Here is a 21,751-nt window from a genome sequence, read left to right as displayed (position 1 = left end):
AAATCGAGTTATGCGAATACAAACTTTAAAAATAAAAACGATTTCTTGTTTTTATAAACAATCTCATGTTCGTTTTCTTGTTCATCTTTTTCACTATAAAGAACAAAAGACCTAAGAAAAATCGGGATGATTTTTATTGCAATTGTTATCAACTACAATCTGCCAGTACTAGACCACACTTGCATACAAATTCATCGGAGTTAACGATGAAAGCCTAGAGTATTTTCGATAGCTGTATATGTCAAGAGATGAATTAGACGCTAAAGAATCAACAGCTTAGGACGAGAAGCTCGAACCTGGCTCGAAGGTATATGTGAGCTCTTTTTTTCATAAACTTCCCATTGTTTTCTTGCTGCTAGAGCTAAAAATGGTTTTTCTTTATCTGTACATTGCTTACTAATTTGAAGTTTTTTCTGCACACGCTCGCTAATAAAATCCATATCCAAACATATGATATCTTTCGGACTTTCCGCTAAAGTAAAGGTACGCGGAACATTAAAATCAAAAATCACACGGTTGGGGATACTTGCCAAACTTTCTAAGGATAACCCGGAAAAATCTTTAGCTGATTCCGACGATCCGAAAAAAATGACATCATAGGGTTCCCTAAAAGAAAGTTGGCTACGAGCCACTGTATCGTATGGTATGGAAATATTTTTTCGAGAGCAAAAAATTAGATTTCGGTAACCTTTCGCACTCAACCCCTTTGCGATCTTCCGATTAATATCGGAGTAACCGATAAATAAAAGTTTGTCTTTTGTTGATTTACCATGCAAGTCTAGAGTTTCTTCAACGACAGATTCAATCGTTACAACAGGATGAGATAAAGACACTTGGGAACGAAAATCCTTTCCTTCTTTTAAAGCCTTCTGAAATAGAAAATGTAGAGCAAAGGGTAATTCTCGATCTGTTTTTGCTTTTATATACGCGCGTTTCACTTGGCCTTGTATTTCGGTCTCTCCAGAAATTAAGCTATCCATACCACTAGTCACGGTGAATAAATGAGTGAAACACGCAAGTCCTTGATAACAATAAGGACGTGCTCCTAAAGAAGAAATCCGCGACAGCAATTTTGATTGAACATGACGATTACTTTTAGAAAAATAGTAAATTTCCGCTCTATGACATGTCAGCAATAAAACGAAAGATCCGTCATCACCGAAAAAACGCTGAGAAAAAAAAGAATCAGCTTCGAAATCCTTTAAGATATTAATTACTGCTTCCCTTTCTTTTAAAGCAGCCTCTCGATAGCTAATTCCAACAACTCCTAGGACCATAAGCACGTTGCAATAAGTTTTCCGCTTATCCTCTAACCATGAGAAAAATAATAGAGAATGGAGAACGAAAGTAATCTAGGTGTATAGCCCAAGACAAAATTAGATGCCATCTATTTATCCACTCTCCCTCAGCATTTACTCGCTAGATTAGAAAAATAAACAAGCATTGCCTGAGTCTAAATGCAAGATGCAGAATATAGAGTTTCCAGCCTCTATGGTGTTATTTTTAATCGATGAACCAGTACAGCATTTCAGAAAATATAGTCTAACATCAAGATACTATCTTCTTTAATGATTAAATTATAAAAATCATTCGAAAATATTAAAAATATAAAAAGCATAAACTTTAATCTAAAAATTATGTCTATCTTGATTGAGAAAAAGAAATGTCGTAATCTGACAAATTCTCTGAGAGAAGGGCTTAGATCTCTATGGGTTTAATAGTACACCATGCTAGTGTTGAGAAATACTCGCAGCACTGTTATGGCCAGCTATGAAGTTTGAATACAAACATCACGCAGAAGAATTCTAACACAACTCTTTTCCTCTAGAATATAGCAAGAAGAATAGAAAAATATGGCAACATATACTGAAGCTAGTGTGGTTTCTCTAGCCTCCTTAGAACACATCCGCCTACGAGCCGGCATGTATATAGGAAGATTAGGAGACGGCTCTCAAGTTGAAGATGGTATCTATACCTTATTTAAAGAGGTGGTGGATAACGCAATTGATGAATTCATCATGGGTTATGGGAAAACTATTTCCATTTTTACTGATGACTCTACCATCACTGTACGTGATTCTGGACGAGGGATTCCCCTAGGGAAAATGATCGACTGTGTTTCGAAAATCAACACGGGAGCAAAGTACACTCAAGATGTCTTTCATTTTTCTGTAGGATTAAATGGTGTTGGATTAAAAGCAGTAAATGCACTTTCTGAGAAATTTACCGTACGTTCTGTACGGAAGAAAAAATACCACTACGCCACATTTTACAAAGGAGTTCTGCAAGATTCGCGACAAGGATCTACGAAAGATCCTGATGGAACAGAAATTACCTTTTCTCCAGACCCAACGATTTTTACCAATTTTGCTTTCAATGATGAGTTTTTAAGAAAAAAAATTCGTCGTTACACCTACTTGCACCCTGGCCTTGAGATTATTTGTAATAACGAAGTGTTCATCTCGCAACAAGGTCTTCTTGATCTATTTAAAGAAGAAATTCCAGAAGAAACACTCTATCCCCCTATTGCTTTCCAAAATTCTGAGTTATCGTTTTTATTTTCACATTTAGAAACGCACAGCGAGCGGTATTTTTCTTTTGTTAACGGTCAAGAAACTCTAGATGGAGGATCTCATCTAGCAGCTTTTAAAGAGGCCGTTGTTAAAGGTATCAATGAGTACTTTGGAAAGAATTTTACAAGCAATGATATCCGTGAAGGGATTGTAGGCTGTATTGCTATAAAAATTGCTTCGCCCATTTTTGAATCCCAAACAAAAAATAAACTTGGGAATACACAAATTCGCTCAGGAATCATCAAGGAAGTCAAAAGCGCGATTATTCAAGAGCTGAAAAAAAACAAATCTCGCTCAGATCTTCTTCTAGAAAAGATTAAGCTAAATGAAAAAACACGAAAAAACATCCAATTCATAAAACAGGATCTTAAAGACAAGCAGAAGAAACTCCATTATAAAATTCCGAAACTTCGTGATTGTAAGTTCCACTATAATGAGCGTTCTCTGTATGGTGAGGCATCATCTATTTTTGTGACAGAAGGAGAGTCTGCTTCTGCATCCATTTTATCCTCAAGAAATCCGCTAACACAAGCTGTGTTTTCTCTTCGAGGGAAACCTATGAACGTTTTTTCTTTAGAAGAAGAAAAAATGTACAAAAACGATGAGTTGTTTTACCTGGCCACAGCATTAGGCATTACAAAAAATAGCACGCAACACTTGCGTTATAACAAAATCATCCTTGCCACCGATGCTGATGTGGATGGCATGCACATCCGGAATCTATTAATTACATTCTTTTTAAAGACTTTCTTGTCCGTTGTTGAAAACCAGCACCTGTTTATTTTAGAGACGCCTCTATTTAAAGTTCGTTATAAAGATACGACACTATATTGCTACTCAGATCAGGAAAAGACTCAGGCAATACAGAAATTAGGGAAAAAAGAAGCTCATATAGAAGTCACGCGATTTAAAGGGTTAGGAGAAATCTCTCCTAAAGAATTTAAAACCTTTATTGGTGCGGATATGCGCCTGACTCCTGTAACAATTAGTTCATTAGAATCTTTAGATTCCCTTTTACAATTTTACATGGGGAAAAACACTAAAGAACGAAAACAATTTATTATGGATAACCTGATTACCAACTTATAATTTATGCATGATGTTTCAGAACTTTTTAAAACACATTTTATGCATTACGCATCTTATGTGATTTTAGAAAGAGCCATTCCTCATATCCTTGACGGCCTTAAACCCGTCCAAAGACGCTTACTTTGGACATTGTTTTGTATGGACGACGGCAAAATGCACAAAGTTGCCAATATTGCCGGTAGAACTATGGCACTACATCCCCATGGGGATGCTCCAATTGTCGAAGCTCTTGTTGTGCTAGCAAATAAAGGGTACCTTATCGATATGCAAGGGAACTTTGGGAATCCTCTAACAGGAGACCCTCATGCAGCAGCGAGATATATCGAAGCACGTCTTAGCCCTCTAGCTAAAGAAATCTTATTCAATACTGATTTGATGTCTTTTCATGATTCCTATGACGGAAGAGATAAGGAGCCTGATATCCTTCCTGCTAAGCTTCCCTTACTTTTGTTACATGGTGTTGAAGGGATTGCTGTAGGGATGACGACAAAAATCTTCCCGCACAACCTTTGTGAGCTTATAGAAGCACAAATTGCTATTTTAAATAATCGTGCTTTTACCTTGCTTCCTGATTTCTATTCTGGAGGTGTTATGGATGCCTCGGAATATCAAGATGGCTTAGGCTCAATAACCATGCGCGCGTCTATTCAAACTGTGGATCAAAAAACCCTAATCATAAAAGAAATTTGCCCCTCCACTACAACAGAAACCCTAATCCGCTCTATAGAAAACGCAGCTAAACGCGGTGTGATCAAAATTGATTCCATTCAAGATTTCTCAACAGACCAACCCCACATAGAAATAAAACTTCCTAAAGGAGTCTATGCTAAGGATATTATCGAACCTTTATTCCAACATACGGAATGTCAAGTCGTTTTAACCTCGAGACCCACAGCGATTTATAATAATAAACCTATTGAGACTTCTGTCTCTGAAATTTTAAAACTCCACACAGAAGTCTTGGAAGGCTATCTCCAACAAGAACTGCAGATACTCCATGATGAGTTAGCGCAAGAACATTACTATAAATCTCTGGAATATATTTTCATTAAACACCGTCTGTACGATACGGTCAGGGAAAACCTCTCTAAGTTAAAAAATAAGGTGTCTCAAGAAGATCTCCATGAAGCTGTTTTGACGGCTCTAGCACCTTTTCTCTCTAGCTTACCTGAAATCCCAAGTAAACAAGCAACAGGGCAACTGGCTTCCTTAGCAATTAAGAAAATTCTCTGCTTTAATGAAAACAGCTACACCAAAGATCTCGCAACAATAGAGAAAAAACAAGCTGCGGTAAAAAAAGATCTCAGCAACATGAAAAAGTTCACTATCAAATATCTCAAAGGCCTTTTAGCAAAATACGGTGAGCTCGGGAAAAGAAAGACTCAAGTTCTATCTTTTTCTAAACAAAAGAAATCCATTCTTAAACAACAAACTTTAGTGTAATCAAAAACAATAAATTTCTATTTTTTGAAACTTTTTATTTTATGATTATAGAAAATAAGTTCTCTACTTAGTAAAATGCATAATTAAGCTAGCCACCAAGGTCTATAGGATTATGGAACCACGTTACATCAACATCAAAAAGGCTGAGACTCAGGAAATTGCGCCAGTAAAAGAGACGCCAACTCCTGAATATCTATCACCCACGAACACGACCTTCGAAGGTCCTGTACGTACCTTGGATCAGCTAAGATTAGCTCTTATTCAGAAAATGGGAGAAGAAAAAGGGAAAGAGATGTATGACCAGTTCATTCAATCTATTCTGATTTCTTCGTTTGGCAACATCCATAAAGAAATGGATCGTGCTCAAAAAGCCTCTAAAAAAATGCGTTCTATTTATAAAGAGTAGTATGGGAATCTCCTACTTTTTAGCCCTACCCTTAAGCGAAAAAGACCTCTCATATTTTCTAAACTCTGCAAAACGTTGGGCTCCATTTTTAAACCAGGATCTCTATCTTTCTCTGATTTCTTACAATGCTACTGCCTATCTCGCTAAAGAAATCTCTTCTTTCCCCTGTACTCTTGAACAATGGCAAAAAGCTGTGAATCACGTATCTAGCCTTCTTACCCATACATTCTTATGTTCATCCGTTGATTCCCTTGTTTTCCTGGCCTGTCCGCAATTTAAACAAATTGAACTCACAGTTCCTGCTAATTAAAATTTTAAATTTAAATAGCGCGTCAACTGTATTCTTCTTGTTTCGCCATCTATCTTGATACAAAAATATCTGAAAACAACAACAGCCCAATTAATTAAGTATTTTTTCTAATATGTATTTACAAGGATCTATTTTCGCTTTTCCCTAGAACCATAAGCTTCTTTATTTTAAAATGTTTTAATAAAAACTGCTCATTGCAATGAAATCAAATACTCCCCTTCTTTTTATTGTTAATGAAACAAATCGAGATCGGTTAGATAAGTTTTTAGTTTCGCAAAACCCAAAATATTCTCGAGCTTTTTATCAACAGCACATTCTAGATAAACGGGTTACAATTAATGAGCAAATACAGACAAAAGTTTCCACCCAACTGGCTCCTGGAGACATAGTCTCTATTACCATTGAGGAAAAAGAAGAACTTTCAGAACTCTTACCCGAAGCCATCCCCCTAGAGAAAATCTATGAAGATGAAATGATTCTCGTTATAAATAAACCTAGGGACATGGTGGTACATCCAGCTCCTGGACACACTAGAGGTACGGTTGTTCATGCTCTACTGCATGAAATTGGAGAGCGTCTCAAACAAGAGTTCCCAGAAGAGCCGTGGAGACCTGGTATCATCCATAGATTGGACAAAGATACTTCAGGTTTACTCATCACTGCAAAAACCCGCCAAGCAAAAATGATTTACAGTGAGTTATTTGCGACAAAACAGTTAAAAAAGAGTTATTTAGCGATTTGTGTAGGGAAGCCATCAGCCTCTATAATCCACACCAAATTAGCCAGACATCACACTAAACGCAAAGAAATGGCGGTTTCCTCTATAGGGAAAGAAGCTATTACTCGTTGCGAGGTACTTGCTTACAACGGGAAATTAAGTTTAGTGCTCCTGTATCCAGAAACAGGACGAACTCATCAACTTAGAGTTCACATGAAACATCTATCTACCCCAATTTTAGGCGATCCAGTTTATGGATCAGCTTCTGCCAACTCATGTTATGGTCTTGACAAACAACAATTACACGCCTATAGCGTGAATTTTATCCACCCTCAGACGCATAAACATCTAAACCTAACAACAGAATTGCCCCGGGATATGAAGATCTTGATAATAAAAGAGTTTCATAATAGTAAAACTGTTATTAACAAACAATTATTTGAATCAACCATAAAATAAATTTGATCGTTAATTAAGTTTGATTATTTTAACAGACCAATTAAAATTAAATTAATTCGAGTTCGATTTTTTACCGTTCTCCCGCAGATAACGCGAATTTAGTTATAGGATTACTTTATGAAAGACTTTTTAAGTTACATTATCAAAAACCTTGTGGACCGCCCTGAGGAAGTACACATTAAAGAAGTTCAAGGCACTCACACCATTATTTACGAATTAACCGTTGCGAAACCTGATATTGGTAAAATCATTGGAAAAGAGGGCCGCACCATCAAAGCTATTCGTACTCTTCTGGTATCTGTAGCTAGTAGAAATAATGTAAAAGTTAGCTTAGAAATTATGGAAGATAAATAGTTATAGAATCTTCCCCCTTTAGATAGACTTTCTATAATATTTTATACTCGCCAGATGTATTCCGTTTCCGCCTGCGGAAACTCCGCAGGCAAAAAGAAGGGAGACTTTTCTTCTATTTGACAGCTTTTCAACTTTAAAGAGTTCGGACCGAGCAGGATTCGAACCTGCGACCATTCGCTTAGAAGGCGAATGCTCTATCCACTGAGCTATCGGTCCAGATCTATTGAGAGATGTCAAACCTTGGCCAAAGATATTGACCTCGGCCTAGGCAAAGGGATAATTCATGCTATAGTATAAATCTATGTCTAAAAAAGTCAATTTAAGACTCGGCCCTCCTATTCCCTTGTGTTCCTCGAAGAGCGTTCTATCCTTAAAATCGTGAGTAGACTTGTTTAAAATAAAGCTCTATAGTGGCTTTTTAATGAAAGAAAAAGAGGGCGTACGATGTTCTCAGATAAGATGATCCTGATCGCTGGGCCTTGTGTAATAGAGGAAGAAGAAACTACATTAGAAATCGCCTCAAAAATCCAAGAAATAGTAGCTCCCTATACCGATCACATCCACTGGATTTTCAAAAGTAGCTATGACAAAGCAAACCGTTCTTCTATAAATTCTTATCGTGGTCCCGGGTTACAAGAGGGGTTGAGAATCTTATCCAAAGTTAAACAAACTTTTGGCGTAGAAATCCTTACTGATGTGCACTCACCGGAAGAAGCACGTGCAGCAGCAGAGGTTTGTGATATTCTTCAAATCCCTGCATTTCTATGTCGCCAAACGGATCTTCTCGTTGCTGCTGCTGAAACACATGCGGTTATTAACATTAAAAAAGGGCAATTTCTCTCTCCCTGGGATATGCAAGGCCCTGTAGACAAAGTCCTTTCTACCGGAAATTCCAAGATTATTTTAACAGAACGCGGCTGTTCTTTTGGCTACAATAATCTTGTTTCGGATATGCGTTCTATTGCTGTTCTCTCAAAGATGGGCTTCCCTGTAGTTTTTGATGGGACGCATTCTGTGCAGCTTCCTGGAGGGTTAAAAACCCATAGTGGTGGACAAACAGAGTTTATACCTACGTTGACACGAGCTGCTCTAGCTGCAGGAGCTCATGGTTTATTCATAGAAACGCATATGAATCCTGCTATAGCAAAAAGTGATGCTGCGTCTATGTTATCCTTAAAGACTTTTGAAGCTCTCCTTCCGATATGGAATCAGCTGTATCAATGTGTACGTTCATTTGAGATGGCTGCAGTATGACCAAATTTTTGTTCTACGGCTTGTTCTGCTCATTAGCGATACTTGGGATTGCCTGTACAACAATCGTTGCTATAATCAAAGTAGATAGCATTTGCGATGTCTCTTGCATGAACAAGCATTTTGAAAAGGCGCCTCCTTTTCTAAAGATAAAAAAACTTGGGGTACACAAACAGATCACTTCTCCTGACCGGCAGTTTTTTAACTGCCATGTGGATAAATCTTGTATGGAACTGCATCTCTCTGATGCAAATTATGCTTGTAAAGAGGTTCTGTCTAAACTTTCTGGTCATATCCATACCCAAGACTTAGACAAACTTATGACATTTCAGGGCAACGGTGGGCTGTTAAATTACCAAGACTGCTCCTTAAATATTTATGATTGTCGCTTTCATGTAGATCCTATCCACCCTGATCCCCAGGCTCCTGAGGAACGAGCTGTAGGAGGCATGAAAACTTTGTCCCTATCTTTATTGAGAAAATGAGTTTTTTATGCCGATACTTTCCGTATGTAATTTAGTAAAAAAGTATAACAAAAAACCCGTGACTAACGACGTCTCATTTGAAGTAAATGCGGGGGAAGTGGTTGGTCTACTAGGTCCTAATGGCGCAGGGAAAACAACTGCATTTTACCTTACTGTAGGTTTAATCCGTCCAGATTCCGGGAAGATCATATTCAAAAATACGGATGTGACTAAAAGAACTATGGACTATCGAGCAAGATTGGGAATTGGTTATCTAGCTCAAGAGCCCACGGTATTTAAGGATCTGACAGTAAAAGAAAACTTAATTTGCATTCTAGAGATTATCTATAAAGCAAGAAAACAACAATCCCATCTTCTAGATACGTTGATTGATGATCTGCAACTAGCCTCTTGCATCAACAAAAAAGCCGGAACACTCTCTGGGGGAGAACGACGGAGGTTAGAAATCGCCTGCGTATTAGCTTTAAATCCCAGTGTTCTTTTACTTGACGAGCCATTTGCAAACGTTGATCCTCTCGTCATTCAAAATGTAAAGTACCTAATCAAAATTCTTTCTAGTCGAGGTATTGGCATTCTTATTACAGACCATAACGCCAAAGAATTACTTTCCATAGCTGATCGGTGCTATCTAATTATTGACGGAAAGATCTTCTTCGAAGGTTCTTCCTCTCAAATGATAGCCAACCCTATGGTAAAGCAGCACTACCTTGGAGATTCATTCTCTTATTAATCTAACAAATCATCATCTGTAAGTACTTCTTTCGCTATAGCTTTGATAGTAGTTAATCCTTCAGGGAATCCTATATCACACAACAGCGCGTTAACATATTCTAGCTCTGTACGTAGCTGATCGTTAATGAATTCTAAACGAGCTAATTCTTGTTGAATATGTGGCGTGGCCATAACTCCCTCCCTTTTATTTCTTCCTTTCACAAGAAAATAAGGAGCGAAAATCATGCCAAACACTGGTTGTCCATAAGAAAAATCTTATAATTTAAAACTACCTCTAGCCCATTAAACTTCTTGCTAAACTCAGATACATCTGATTCAACACCTGTAAAGATGTCGCGACAACGGTCCATTCTTGCTGCATAGACGTTAGGTGCATTTGTAACTCTAGCTGGTAGTTTTGTCCCATGTCCGCATAAGATTGTTGGTCTGATTGTATAGTTGCTTGTAATGGGAACATACCCCCACTGATAGCATTACCTGATAACCCAGACACTAACGCATCTTCTAAAATCTCCAGTCGTGCCTGCCATTGTTCTTCTCCACCTGTAACTTTAAAAGTTCCAGCAACATCACCGTCACTTACACTTAAAGGAGCGAGATAGTTTTGCAACAACACTAAAGATCCTGATATGGCATTCAAATTATCTCTATAGTTATTTAAAGAATCGATTATGCGTGTACGTTGCTCATTAGAAATTTTCGGATCTTCAGTCACTCTTTTTAACTGTTCTTCCAGGACGGTCTCTGCATCTTGAGTGCTTTTCAAATAAGCAGCTGCTTTTTGTCGTTCTGTTTCTAATTTATTTCTAGCGCTATCCGCAGTTCCAGGAAATACGTCTTTACCTTTCTCCCCTACAGCAGGCTGCTGACCAACGTAACTTGCAAAATTGAAATATGTAGCAGCATTAACATACTCTGAAATCGCATCTATCATAGCATTCCCAACTGACGAGCCTAGGTTACTATAGTAAAGCTGATCGTAAATACCATTTAAAAAACCCACTTCCTTAGGCATATAACGATCTATTAACACCGAGGCCACGGCTGAGGGTAATGCCATCGCTTGCAGCTCATTAGATTGAGCATATAATTGATCCTTATACAGACCTGCCTTTAAGGATTGATAATCCTTGAGTTGCTCCTTAGAGGCCTCTATCTTAGATTGGAGTTGTGTTATTTGTACTCCAGCTAATCCTTTAAATTGGAAATAAGCTCTAGCCGTAGTTTCTGCATTCCTGTTTGCTGCACCCGTTATTTGAGGTAAAAATCCTATATTTCCACGATTTAAAAGTTGGGGATTAATTTTGACACCAGAACCATTTTGTTGTGAATAAATTGTATAAGATTCTTCTTGCCCATTAATAGTATTACCCGGTTTAAACTGCCCATTTGCCGTTACAATGCCCTCCATTGTCGTCTTAATGGAATTAGATACACTGAGTTTCGAACCCTCCATTTCTTTTGCAGCTTCTTTTATGACAGCACCAATATTGTCCATCGAAGCTGTTGTATTAGTAGCTAATACAGTTGAAGCAACAAAATACGCCCATATAGCGCCTATATAACTAGGAGCTTTGAACGTTGATAATGTGTTTAAAGCGTTATTAACTAATTTTTGTTGTTCAGCTGTTAGATCATCAAACCTAGAATTAATTGCGCGGATAGTTTGTAAGGCTCCGGCAATGGCGGCGCTGCTGATTTCCGTAGTTACCTGTCCCAAGTTAATAGGAGCAAATACCCCCATTAAGGAAGCCATCAAACTAGATATCTGATCAAAAATCGCCTCTTGGTGACTATTTACGAAAATAGTTGCATCAACAACGACATCAAAAGAATCTACAGCAGCTACCTGATCTTTGTATAAATACGAAATCTGCGAACATAGATTAATTTTATCATTTCTCGATAAGGCGGATACATTAATGGTATCTGCTAATTGGTCTCCAACTTGATCAATACGATCAAATTTGTCTTGATCATAGGTTTGTACTGAAGTTTGTAAACTTTCTAATTCTTGTTGTAGTTCTAAGAAAATGCTGTACTCTTCTTCTGTTAACTTCCCTTTGACTACATTGAGAATGTCTTTTAATCCCTCAATACGACCATCTGCAAAAACTTGAGCTAATTGATCTGCATTACCATATTGTACTGAGAGATCATTTATAAAATCGGTTTTCTGACCACCTGTAAACAGAGAAGATGTTTGCACCGTATCAAAAATTTTCTTGGGTAAACTATATAGAGATTCAAAATCAGCGTTTGTTAAATTCGTCCCAAGGGCAGCCAAACGATCAACCTCTGTTTGAATTTTCAAAAGAGCTGCTTTATCTAACTCTTCTTGTGAGGGTGGCTCTGGTTCTTTTTCCACCTTTTCGATTGAAGAGCGCACACCCCCGTCTCTTGGAAGTAAGGTTGGCTTACCAGCCAGTTTCGCTGTGGCTCCCACAATCTTATCCACTACTTTTTTGACCTTTTCTAATAAGTTGTGGGCCCACTGTTGTTTAGTCGCATTATAGAAAGGGTCATCTGTAGGTAAGCTGTCACTACTACCTACAGCAGAAGTCGTAGCTACAACGGCAATCGAGGCGTGTAAATCTGATAAAGGCTTACGATGAACAGCTGAAGTTCTACTCTCCTTATTAATCGTCCGATCTTCTATTTCAAACTTATGCAGTTTGTCTATTAACTGCCGGTACTTTTCATCAGATTGTTGATCTAAAATACAGAGCAATCTCTGCACTACATAACGCTCAAATTCAGTCTTTTCGTAATGAAAAATGCTTTCTAATAACTGGTGGCGTTTTTGTATTGACTCTGCGCAAGATATTACAGGCCATTTTTTATAATGTGCTGAAACAGAGTAACTATTAATGATATCCATACGGAGAACAGTCTTGTTAACTTTTATTTTTAATAAAATTAACATGAAAACTATTTTTATAATTAATCAAAAATAAATCGTTTTTCTTAAAAACAAAAATAACAATGTTATAGGAAGAATAAAAATTTTTAATCAAAAAGTAGCATAGAAAAAAAGTTTTTAAAATAAGAAAATAAAAAGAAAAATTATAAAAATAATTTCTATGTCTTCTTTCTATATACAAAACAGACCGAAAACAGTTTCAGGTGATGGTTTATTTAATATTAAATTAGACCACAAATTTTCTAATTTTAATCCTAAAGCTCAGCCTGCTATAGACATAGAAACATTAAATTCTGGATTGTACGCCTTAAAACGTTTAGCATCTATTATAGAAGCAGGAAATATCCACGCTTCTATGTTGTTAAACCCTAACAATACTATATTCCCCTCTCCTCCTATAGCGCCTAAACCTCATTCAGTAAAGCTCATAGGTTCAGCCCAAAGTACTGCAGAAGCTATTGCCGGGATTCAAGGTACAACAGCTGTAACTCTTGTCCCGCTCATTCTTGATGGCTTACAGACGTTCATCGAGTCTACTCCCGAAGTTAATTTGGCACAGATATCTTCCATTATTCTATCTATTGCCTTAATCACACCTCTGAAAGATAAACCTAGTTTAAGTCTGGATGAGCAGAAAAGAGTGTTTAATAATTGCTATGAGCCTCAAAAGAAAGAAATCCTGAACCAAATCAAAAAAGAACAAGCTACTGAAATTCAGAAAGGAAAAGACGCCCTATCAGAAAAACTCACATCTGCAGGAGCAACTGAAGAAGAAATTGAGAAAGCCCTTGAAGAATACGAGAATGAATTTACATCTGACTTTTTTGATGCTCACGTTGAAAAGCAACTCATGACTTACCGATCCACCATTGGTGGAGCAACCTCCACAATGATGAATAATATAAAAGCTCTGGCAGTATCAGTCCCTAAGCCTAATAAAGATAATGTTAATAGTGTTAATGGCATGGTAATGCTACATGCTATTTTTAACGGTCTCACAGATGCTGTTAATAAGGAGCCTGCGCTTGGAGGGGAAGAAGAAGTTATTAAAACCCAACTAGCTCTAAGTGGTTATCTCTCTAAAGAATCATTAACAGAACAAGATTTACAAGTTATTTATACAGCATCGCAACTTCCTAGTAAAACAACTCTCGATACATATTTAAAACCTAGGGATGCTGCTATATACCGTGAGGGCATTACAGCCGCATATCAAACTGCTGTACAAAATCTGACTTCAGTTCGTTCTGACATAGAAAATGAAAAACAGACTTTAGAAAATCAATTAGCAACATTCCAACAAGCGGAAAGTTGCTTTACATCCTGGGTAAATGGCTCTAAAACTATTACTGGAGCCAAAGAATATACATCTGAGATTATAACAGGAGCCATGGAGGCTAGCGCGGGCCTGAATAGTCTATCCCAAATGCAGGCAAATCTAAAAGATGAAGAAAAACAGATTTTTAATACCTATGTTCCTAAATATCTCGATCTTACTATAGGAAATGAAACTAAAGTTACTCAATTTATTGCAAAGATAGACTCTTTTCAGGAAATTTCAGAATACACTTTAAATAATGCCGTAACTAGTGACGTAACAGTCAAGACTGTCCTAAAACAAAAAGCCGAGGCTATTAAGAATAACCCTTTTTACTCTACAGTTAGTCAACAAATTACAACAATAGCTAACAATGCATTAACTAACTATATTCAAGACAACGGTGGTTATCAAATTCCAAAATTCGATGATTTTGCCCAGAAAGAATTAAAACCCATTACTAGTAATACAAACGGCTTCTCGGACCAAGCAACCACAGTATTACAAGGCTTTAAAACAGCAGCTGATGCACATATAAAAGAACTCCAACAACAAATCACGGATTTAGAAAAAAAATACACCGATTTAAACCCCGCAAATGCGAGTTTCACTGACGAACGCAAAGTAGCTGTTGAAAGCTGGTTAAATTCTGAGAGCTTGGGTTCTGCCTTTATTTATCTTATATTAAACTCTCAATTGCCCAAGCAATCTGCGTTCTTAAACCCTTTAATCGAAGAAATTAATTTTAATAACCTTGCTGCAAATGCGATTAATGATCTCTTAAAAATCACTAACCACTTTTCTACGACTTCTGTTTACTACAACCTTTCCTCCTATCTCATCCAAAGTAAAGAAGGCAAAGATTTATTTTGCGGGGACTATTTTGAAACTTGCTTAGCCTTATCTAGGGAAAAAGAATACATTGCTCGGGACACAGATCGTTGTCGACGGGCTCAAGCATTTGTGAACGGTTTACTTGATAAGATCAAAAAACTCCCAGGAATTTCTTCATCTCAACAATCGGAGATGCTTGATGCAACCTCAAACTACATGTACTCACTGTCCATTACATTTAATCAACTGAATGTTTTGAACGCGCTCTTATCCAATCTTCACATTACACCTCAGAAAGACAAGGATAATGCGTACAGAAAAACCGTTTTTAAAATAGAAGGTCCTAAAGACTGGATCCCAACTCTAGCTAGCTTAGAAGGTTTTATTTCCAATGGGTTCCCTCACGGTACACCTACCGGAGGATTAGGACCTTTATTCACTCAGATTCAATCTGACCAACAAAACTACACTACTCAAGGACAGACACAACAGTTAAACCTGCAAAATCAGATGACTAACGTACAACAAGAATGGACGTTGGTCTCGACATCGATGCAAGTGCTTAACCAGATCCTTTCCAAACTCGTAGGTGAAATTTACCCTAATTAGATAACTTATTGCATTAGGGAACTTCTTCTGAAGTTCCCTTTTTTCCCATACATTCTTTTTGATATCTTCCTATCTTCTCATAATCAAATTAAAAGACTTTTACCTGACCTCATCTAAGCATAAAAAAACCTGCTCTGAACAATACAGAACAGGCTTTTGAGGAAATCATTGTTCTTAGAAAATACTATTTTACTGTAGGTATCCGGAGAACAGCGAGGCTATGTTGACTAGTACTTGCTGGATAAACAGAGGCTGTCTCTCAAATGCAGCTTCTTTTGCTTCTGCAAGTCTTTTAGATCCTCTAGTAAACTCATCCTCAAGTTTTGTAATAAACTTCTGCGTCGCATCATTAGAAAGCTGGACATAAGGATAACCTGATTGTGGAGCTTTCGTGATTGCGGACGTAAGCTTTTGCTTAATCTCCTCTTCATTTGCTTGTGGATTACTTTGTAATACACCTAGCAATGTCTGTAATGCGCTTACAGAAGCATAAACATCTCCAAGAGTATGGCTATTGCCAGCTATCGTTCTTGCGAACCTTTGTGCAGCAGAGTCGTTGTCACGAGGTTGCGTTTCTGTTCTAGACACTGTTTGCGTTAATGCTGGCGTAGAAGTACGATCTAAAACTTCACGGTTAGCAGCGCTGCTACGTGAATATACATCATTTAGAGATTGGTAAGCTCCATAACCGGCAGATAGTGAATCTGCGTAAGATTTAGAGCTAGCAGATGCCGAACTGGTTTTGTAAAGCTGCTTTACAGCTGAACCACCCTGATTTGCAGATGCTATAGGAGCTCCTGTAGAAATCGAAGCCGCTGTTGTTATAGCACCTAGAGCATTCGTCAAACCTTCTTGTCCTGAAGCACCTTGGAGAGCTTCTTGTAAAGCTTGTTGTATTTCTTGTAGTTGTGTTGTAGCTTCTGCGTCCGCAGGGTTTACTTGGGTTGTTAAATCTGTTACTTGAGCTAAAACTTCTTCTAATGGTGCTGTAAAATCAGGATTTTGGGCGTGGAAGTTATCAATCATGTTTCTAAAACCTTGCATGATGATCGCTGCTGTCTCGTTGTCAACATCAGCAAGTAACATCGATACCCTAACTTCCCCTAAGGTAGTACCACGGTTCTGAGAAGTTCCCACACTACCAGGCGCTCCAGGTCCACCGATAGGAATGTCACCACCACCACTAGGTTTAATTTTTTCGATATCCGCCGCTGCCTTTTGTTGTTCTTTCTGAGCAGCTTTAACTATCGGAGAATTTGGAGCCAAATCAAGAGCAGCATCTATCGCAGATTTTGCATCCGTTATTATGTTTTTAGAGGCTTCTATGTTTGAAGGACTATTATTCGCTTGGGCTTGACCGACAGCGGTAATACTGTTTTTCCCAGCACTATGAGCTGCCATTATAGCGTCTGCTAATTTAGTGATTTCTTCTGAGGATGTGTTAATTTTAGTTTCCGTATCCTTTACTAGGGGGTAGTTCTCTCCTGTAATACCTAATTTCTGCAACTCTTCAATAAGAGCTGCCGCAGCAGCTTTGTTAGCTTCTACCTGTCCAGCAGCTCCTGTAACCTGATCGATAGATGAAGTGGTCTTTATTGCATCTAAAAGCTTTTGGTTTTCTTCAAGAATCCCCCCGAGCTTATTGATTGTATCAATAATGGGCTGTTTATCTGCTAGTGCTTTTGTATATGATGCTGCCTCGGCTTTTTGTTCGTCAGTTGAGGCTAATTTTTCCATGTATTTGACAGCATCTTGGAGTTGTTGTAGTGCTGTCTTAAACTGTTCATAGGTTGTTGCTGATTTCAGAGCATTCTCGGCATTCGTCGCCTGAGTCTTGGCCTCATCAAAATCCTGAGGCACAGACTTTCCTGTGAACAAAGCAGAAATCTTATTAAAAAAGTTGACTAAAGCATTTCTTGCTGAAGATAGAAAACTCAGTCGTCCCAAAGTATTTACTGAAGGATGTGACGATCCGTTTTTACCTTCGACTCCGGCTATGGATTCAGCTTCTGAGCTGCGGTTTGCTGCGCTAGCCTGCATACCTAAAGTAGATAAGTCTGCAGGAGCAATGTTTTTAGATTCGTCTATAGGACCAACAGGATTAACCATAATAACAAAAAACTTATAAAATCTTTTCTTTATTATAAAAGATAAAAAAAAAGCTCACATCTTTTAATTAGATATGAGCTCTTTTTAAAGATTTTATTAAAAATCTGATTAAAATGCGGAAATTAACCCAAGATCGAATTTCCTATAGGTGAAGTCACTCCCTAGGCGGTTATCTGCCGGTTTGGAGTAAGCCCCATAAGCTCTGAAAGATAAAGAATCTGTGATTCCATACATAAAGAGATAAGAAGCACCTTTATAATTCGTAAATCCATTAGCTTCTTTAGGATCGTAATTTCCAGCTATTGCTTGAGCAAACCAATACTTCAGCTGATTTCCTCGGCCGATACCAGATACATCGATTTCAGGAACTGCTAAAGCTTCGACATATTCATAACGTATAGTTGCTGACCAATCTCCAGCTTTTCTTAACCTTCCGACAGTTCCTCCAACAAACCAAGCTTTGTTTTGCTTTTCATTTAAGGTTGTTGCAGTCGCTTTTGCTAATGTATTTATTAAATAGGCTCCATAAACATACAAAGGTTTTGTCTTTCCGCGGAACCAAGGTAAATCGGAGTATTTTCCTACTAACCATTGCCAGACGCAGTACTTATATTTCAGATTTGTAGCGACAGATCCTACTGATGTTTTTGCAGGGTCTGGAGCTTCTGCAGGAGAGAAGGAGTTCCAATCTATAACACTACACTTTACCGAGAAGTTCCCAGGAAGTTTATTTACAATTCCTTCAACAACCCAGGCATAATGTTTTTTCGACATATTGACCACGAAGGGTCCGCCATGAATAATCACATTATAAGGAAAGCGTTCGCTTAAGCGTCGTGCTGCATAAAGATGGACACCATCAAAGTTACTATTAAATTGTACTTCTGATTCAAAAATACTACCTAAAGAAGAACGTCCGATTTCCATGAAGACGTCGGTACGAGTTTGAGAATCTCGATAGAAACGGTACCCCAAGAATGCTCTGTCTATATCCATACCGGCAGCTGAAGATTCTCCCCCTGCAATTGCTGCCCAACTCATTTCTGATGTTAGCCATGTTTTATCGGCGTTGTAATCCACATAAAGTTTAAATTCGCTACGATAGCGGTTTACTGGCAAGGGCTTATACTTATCTGGTTGAGCAGGAGGTGTTTTTATATCTTCCCTAGCATGGATCCACTTAGCACGCACATCTCCGGCTAATCTTAAGACTCCTCCTCGTTTTCTTGTTTCTACGAAACCTCGAGTATCTAAATATGCCTTCACATCTTCTAAACTAATAAATGTTTGAGAATTGTTCTTGCTTTGCATGCTAGAAGGTGTATTTGCAAACCCTTGAGACACTACTGTCGATAGGGTCAGGCACACCAACCATGGATAAATATATTTTTTCATAGTTTCCTTAGCGTCGATTTAATTATTCAATGTAAGAAGATCGAAAAAATGGTTACTTGGACAACCCTAACGAAACAGTTGCTAATAAGAAAGGAGGAAACAACTCGCTAATTTTGACTATCTTGCACAACGGAAGAGCTATGCAAAGAGCCTCGGCGTCCTTTCCAATATTGAAAAGATGTTAAGTTTACAAGATCTTCTACTCGAAGCAGTTTTGCAAAACCAAACAAAAAAGCCAAGAAAATGACACTTTCAGAGAAAAAAGCAGCGCTTTGCGCTACAAAAGATGATAACGACCAGGCTAGTGGTGTGTAGGGCTCAAGGAAAACCACATAAGTAGTATGTGTAAGAATATTAGTCCCTAGGGTAACGATGAAGGCTAAACTCGTGACACCAACAACCTTTATAGAACGTTTAAAAGTAATCCACATTAAACCTGAATATGCAGGATGTTTTTTTGATGCACATTGCCAGAGGAAGTATAACTGAACCCAGGAAACAAGAGATGTGGCGTAGGCTAGGCCTGAAACGTGTTTTATCAACCAACAACCAAAAATCACATTGAGCACCATGTTTGCTATAGCAGCAAAGATACCTATGACTAAGGGTATGGTGTAATGACGACGTGCATAAAAGAGTACAGAGATCAGCGGTATGAGAGCCATAGGAATGATACTCCCGCTATAGCCACGTAAAACTTGCACAATTGCGTGAACAGCACTTGTTGGGAACAAACCGTGTTCATACAACACACGCACGCCAGGAAGAGCAAGAAGCAACAAACCTACAGTCATGATGACCATCACAGATACAGTCAGGTTCAAAGCAAACTTCATAAGTTCGTAGCCTTCTTCATTATTATCTTCTTGAACACAACGAGAGATGGCAGGCAAGAGCACAGTAAAGACTCCAAGACCAAACAAATGTACAGGCAGTTGCTGGATGCGTATCGAGTACATTAAGTATAACGGACCGACTTCATGTATATAGCGTGCTAAACACATATCGGTTAAAAGATTGATCTGAAACACACCCATGGACAGTAATCCCAAAGACAATGGCGCAATCAAAGCTTTTATACTATCACGTTCCTTAGGTGGGGTTGTTGCTGTCCCCAGAAACTTATTCACGCCAGGTAGGGTGACAGACCACTCTAAAACAAACCCGATAACAAGAACGACAGATAGTCCTATAATCCGTTGTCTTGGATCACTATGTCTTGCGAGAAATACAGTAAGAATCCACAGAACATTGACAACAGCAGGAGCTAAACCCACACTGAGAAATCTTTTTTCACAATGAAGTAAGGCAGAATTTACTGTATACATCATCAGGAAGATCCCTGATGGCAGAAGAATCATAGTTAACAGTAAGGCATCGGCAAGGTTCCCTTGGGCATGATACAGCCATATCCCTAAGCCGATTTCTATAATTAATGTGAAAGCGCAAGCGTTATAACAGAAAAATCGAGAGAAACTCTTAAAGAAAAATGCGGCACGGCTTGTATCTTGTGCTCGTAGAAATTCAAAGTGGGGAATAAAAGCCAGTCCTAAAATGGGTCCTCCGAGGATTTTTCTTAAAAAGAAAATCGTTCTGAATGCCAACCAGAAAGCTGCCACTAAAGGATCTGCTCCAAAATACGCTGCCATCACAATTTCGCGTAACATTCCTGTTACACGACTAAAAAAGGTTCCTGACAATAAATTAAAAAGTGAGCTGGCTACTGATCCCTGGCCGTCTTTTTTATTCATTAAAAAGTCTTACTCCCTTAATACTTAATTTATCCATAGCAGATAGAGATTTTTGGAGCATTAAAATGCAGGTATTTCCGCCTCCCCAAGTCCCTTTATTAGGTGCGCATACATCCACCGCAGGAGGACTTCAAAACGCCATTTACGAAGGGCATGAAATTGGGGCTTCCACCGTTCAAATGTTTACAGCCAATCAAAGACAGTGGCGTAGACGCCCTCTCAATGATGGTTTAATAAATTCGTTCAAAACAGCTCTTGAAGAGACTTCTCTATCTTATATTATGAGCCACGCTGGCTATTTAATTAATCCTGGGGCTCCTAATCCAGAAATCCTAGAAAAAAGCCGCATTTGCATACAGCAAGAGATCCAAGATTGTCTATCTTTAGGAATTACCTTTGTTAACTTCCACCCAGGAGCAGCTGTCAATGACACTAAAGAAGCTTGCTTAGACAGGATTGTTTCAAGTTTTTCCTTGGTTGAGCCTCTATTCGAAGACTCCCCGCCTCTTGTTGTTCTTTTGGAAACTACTGCAGGACAAGGTACACTTGTCGGCAGTACTTTTGAAGAACTTGGTTACCTCATAGACAAACTTAAGCATAAAATCCCGGTAGGAGTTTGCATAGATACTTGTCATATCTTTGCTTCTGGTTATGATATTACCTCTCCAGAGTCTTGGAAGCAAGTGCTCAAAAATTTTGATGATGCGATAGGCTTGTCATATTTAAGAGCCTTTCATCTTAATGACTCCATGTTTCCTCTGGGGAAACACAAGGATCGTCACGCGCCCCTTGGAGAAGGAGATATAGGGATGGAAAGTTTTAAATTTCTTATGACTGACGAACAAACACGGATGATTCCCAAATATTTAGAGACTCCTGGAGGTCCAGACTTATGGACAAAGGAAATTCGGCAGTTGAAAAGCTTTCAGAAATAAAAAATCAAAAGCGCCAACTATAAAAGATAGTTGACGCCTCTCTTTTTGGAAGAAAGA

17 protein-coding genes and 1 tRNA gene are annotated in these 21,751 nt (G+C 38.3%); 11 read left to right on the top strand and 7 right to left on the bottom strand.

What is annotated here, in order from left to right; genetic code table 11:
- Window positions 1-260 precede the first annotated feature (260 nt).
- Window positions 261-1,277 carry a glutamyl-tRNA reductase gene (locus tag G5O_RS05290; RefSeq protein ID WP_006342703.1) on the bottom strand — a complete coding sequence of 339 codons (1,017 nt, stop codon included), beginning with the start codon at window positions 1,275-1,277 and terminating at the stop codon, window positions 261-263.
- Window positions 1,278-1,853: 576 nt separating this feature from the next.
- Between G5O_RS05290 and G5O_RS05285 the strand changes: the two genes are divergently transcribed.
- The 6 genes from G5O_RS05285 (at window position 1,854) to G5O_RS05260 (ending at window position 7,352) form a co-directional block, all read left to right on the top strand.
- Window positions 1,854-3,662 (top strand): DNA topoisomerase IV subunit B, encoded by a 1,809-nt coding sequence (locus G5O_RS05285; protein WP_006342702.1) that lies wholly within the window; start codon window positions 1,854-1,856, stop codon window positions 3,660-3,662.
- A 3-nt stretch (window positions 3,663-3,665) separates the two neighbouring features.
- Window positions 3,666-5,105 carry a DNA gyrase subunit A gene (locus tag G5O_RS05280; protein ID WP_006342701.1) on the top strand — a complete coding sequence of 480 codons (1,440 nt, stop codon included), beginning with the start codon at window positions 3,666-3,668 and terminating at the stop codon, window positions 5,103-5,105.
- Between the two features lie 112 nt (window positions 5,106-5,217).
- Entirely contained in the window at window positions 5,218-5,511 is a 294-nt protein-coding gene (locus G5O_RS05275; protein ID WP_006342700.1) for a CT656 family putative T3SS effector, read from the top strand.
- A 1-nt stretch (window position 5,512) separates the two neighbouring features.
- The gene (locus G5O_RS05270) at window positions 5,513-5,821 is read left to right on the top strand and encodes a hypothetical protein (protein WP_006342699.1); all 309 of its coding nucleotides are present in this window, start codon (window positions 5,513-5,515) and stop codon (window positions 5,819-5,821) included.
- Window positions 5,822-6,020: 199 nt separating this feature from the next.
- Window positions 6,021-6,998, top strand: coding sequence for an RluA family pseudouridine synthase (locus tag G5O_RS05265; RefSeq protein WP_006342698.1), 978 nt, complete (start codon window positions 6,021-6,023; stop codon window positions 6,996-6,998).
- Between the two features lie 117 nt (window positions 6,999-7,115).
- Entirely contained in the window at window positions 7,116-7,352 is a 237-nt protein-coding gene (locus G5O_RS05260) for a KH domain-containing protein (protein ID WP_006342697.1), read from the top strand.
- Between the two features lie 143 nt (window positions 7,353-7,495).
- On the opposite strand, the gene G5O_RS05255 is transcribed toward G5O_RS05260, so the two are convergent.
- Window positions 7,496-7,568, bottom strand: a tRNA-Arg gene (locus G5O_RS05255).
- A gap of 228 nt (window positions 7,569-7,796) precedes the next feature.
- On the opposite strand from G5O_RS05255, the gene kdsA reads away from it, so the two are divergent.
- Genes kdsA through lptB form a run of 3 tightly spaced genes read left to right on the top strand, consistent with a single transcriptional unit; the run spans window position 7,797 to window position 9,818 of the window.
- Entirely contained in the window at window positions 7,797-8,606 is an 810-nt protein-coding gene (gene kdsA, locus G5O_RS05250) for a 3-deoxy-8-phosphooctulonate synthase (RefSeq protein WP_006342696.1), read from the top strand.
- On the top strand, window positions 8,603-9,088 hold the full coding sequence (locus G5O_RS05245) for a DUF1137 domain-containing protein (protein ID WP_006342695.1): 486 nt from the start codon (window positions 8,603-8,605) through the stop codon (window positions 9,086-9,088). The genes kdsA and G5O_RS05245 overlap by 4 nt, the downstream gene beginning before the upstream one ends.
- A 7-nt stretch (window positions 9,089-9,095) precedes the next feature.
- Entirely contained in the window at window positions 9,096-9,818 is a 723-nt protein-coding gene (gene lptB, locus G5O_RS05240; RefSeq protein ID WP_006342694.1) for an LPS export ABC transporter ATP-binding protein, read from the top strand.
- Here lptB and G5O_RS05235 read toward each other — a convergent pair.
- The gene (locus tag G5O_RS05235) at window positions 9,815-9,991 is read right to left on the bottom strand and encodes a hypothetical protein (RefSeq protein ID WP_006342693.1); all 177 of its coding nucleotides are present in this window, start codon (window positions 9,989-9,991) and stop codon (window positions 9,815-9,817) included. The genes lptB and G5O_RS05235 overlap by 4 nt on opposite strands.
- A gap of 103 nt (window positions 9,992-10,094) precedes the next feature.
- The gene (locus tag G5O_RS05230; protein WP_013462574.1) at window positions 10,095-12,701 is read right to left on the bottom strand and encodes a CT620/CT621 family type III secretion system effector; all 2,607 of its coding nucleotides are present in this window, start codon (window positions 12,699-12,701) and stop codon (window positions 10,095-10,097) included.
- Between the two features lie 202 nt (window positions 12,702-12,903).
- Between G5O_RS05230 and G5O_RS05220 the strand changes: the two genes are divergently transcribed.
- The gene (locus tag G5O_RS05220; protein WP_006342691.1) at window positions 12,904-15,504 is read left to right on the top strand and encodes a CT620/CT621 family type III secretion system effector; all 2,601 of its coding nucleotides are present in this window, start codon (window positions 12,904-12,906) and stop codon (window positions 15,502-15,504) included.
- Window positions 15,505-15,693: 189 nt separating this feature from the next.
- Here the strand turns inward: G5O_RS05220 and G5O_RS05215 are convergent, their stop codons facing one another.
- From G5O_RS05215 to G5O_RS05205, 3 genes are all read right to left on the bottom strand, one after another.
- A complete protein-coding gene (locus G5O_RS05215; RefSeq protein WP_006342690.1) occupies window positions 15,694-17,613 on the bottom strand; it encodes a hypothetical protein in 1,920 nt (639 codons plus the stop codon).
- Window positions 17,614-17,721: 108 nt separating this feature from the next.
- Window positions 17,722-19,008 carry a hypothetical protein gene (locus G5O_RS05210; RefSeq protein WP_006342689.1) on the bottom strand — a complete coding sequence of 429 codons (1,287 nt, stop codon included), beginning with the start codon at window positions 19,006-19,008 and terminating at the stop codon, window positions 17,722-17,724.
- Window positions 19,009-19,115: 107 nt separating this feature from the next.
- The gene (locus G5O_RS05205; RefSeq protein WP_006342688.1) at window positions 19,116-20,759 is read right to left on the bottom strand and encodes a lipid II flippase MurJ; all 1,644 of its coding nucleotides are present in this window, start codon (window positions 20,757-20,759) and stop codon (window positions 19,116-19,118) included.
- A gap of 65 nt (window positions 20,760-20,824) precedes the next feature.
- Between G5O_RS05205 and G5O_RS05200 the strand changes: the two genes are divergently transcribed.
- Window positions 20,825-21,694 carry a deoxyribonuclease IV gene (locus G5O_RS05200; protein WP_013462573.1) on the top strand — a complete coding sequence of 290 codons (870 nt, stop codon included), beginning with the start codon at window positions 20,825-20,827 and terminating at the stop codon, window positions 21,692-21,694.
- Window positions 21,695-21,751: the final 57 nt, after the last annotated feature.

The organism is Chlamydia psittaci 6BC (assembly GCF_000204255.1).
GTDB lineage: Bacteria > Chlamydiota > Chlamydiia > Chlamydiales > Chlamydiaceae > Chlamydia > Chlamydia psittaci.
Note: the sequence above shows the minus strand (reverse complement) of the source record. Positions and strands in the feature narration are given on the sequence as shown.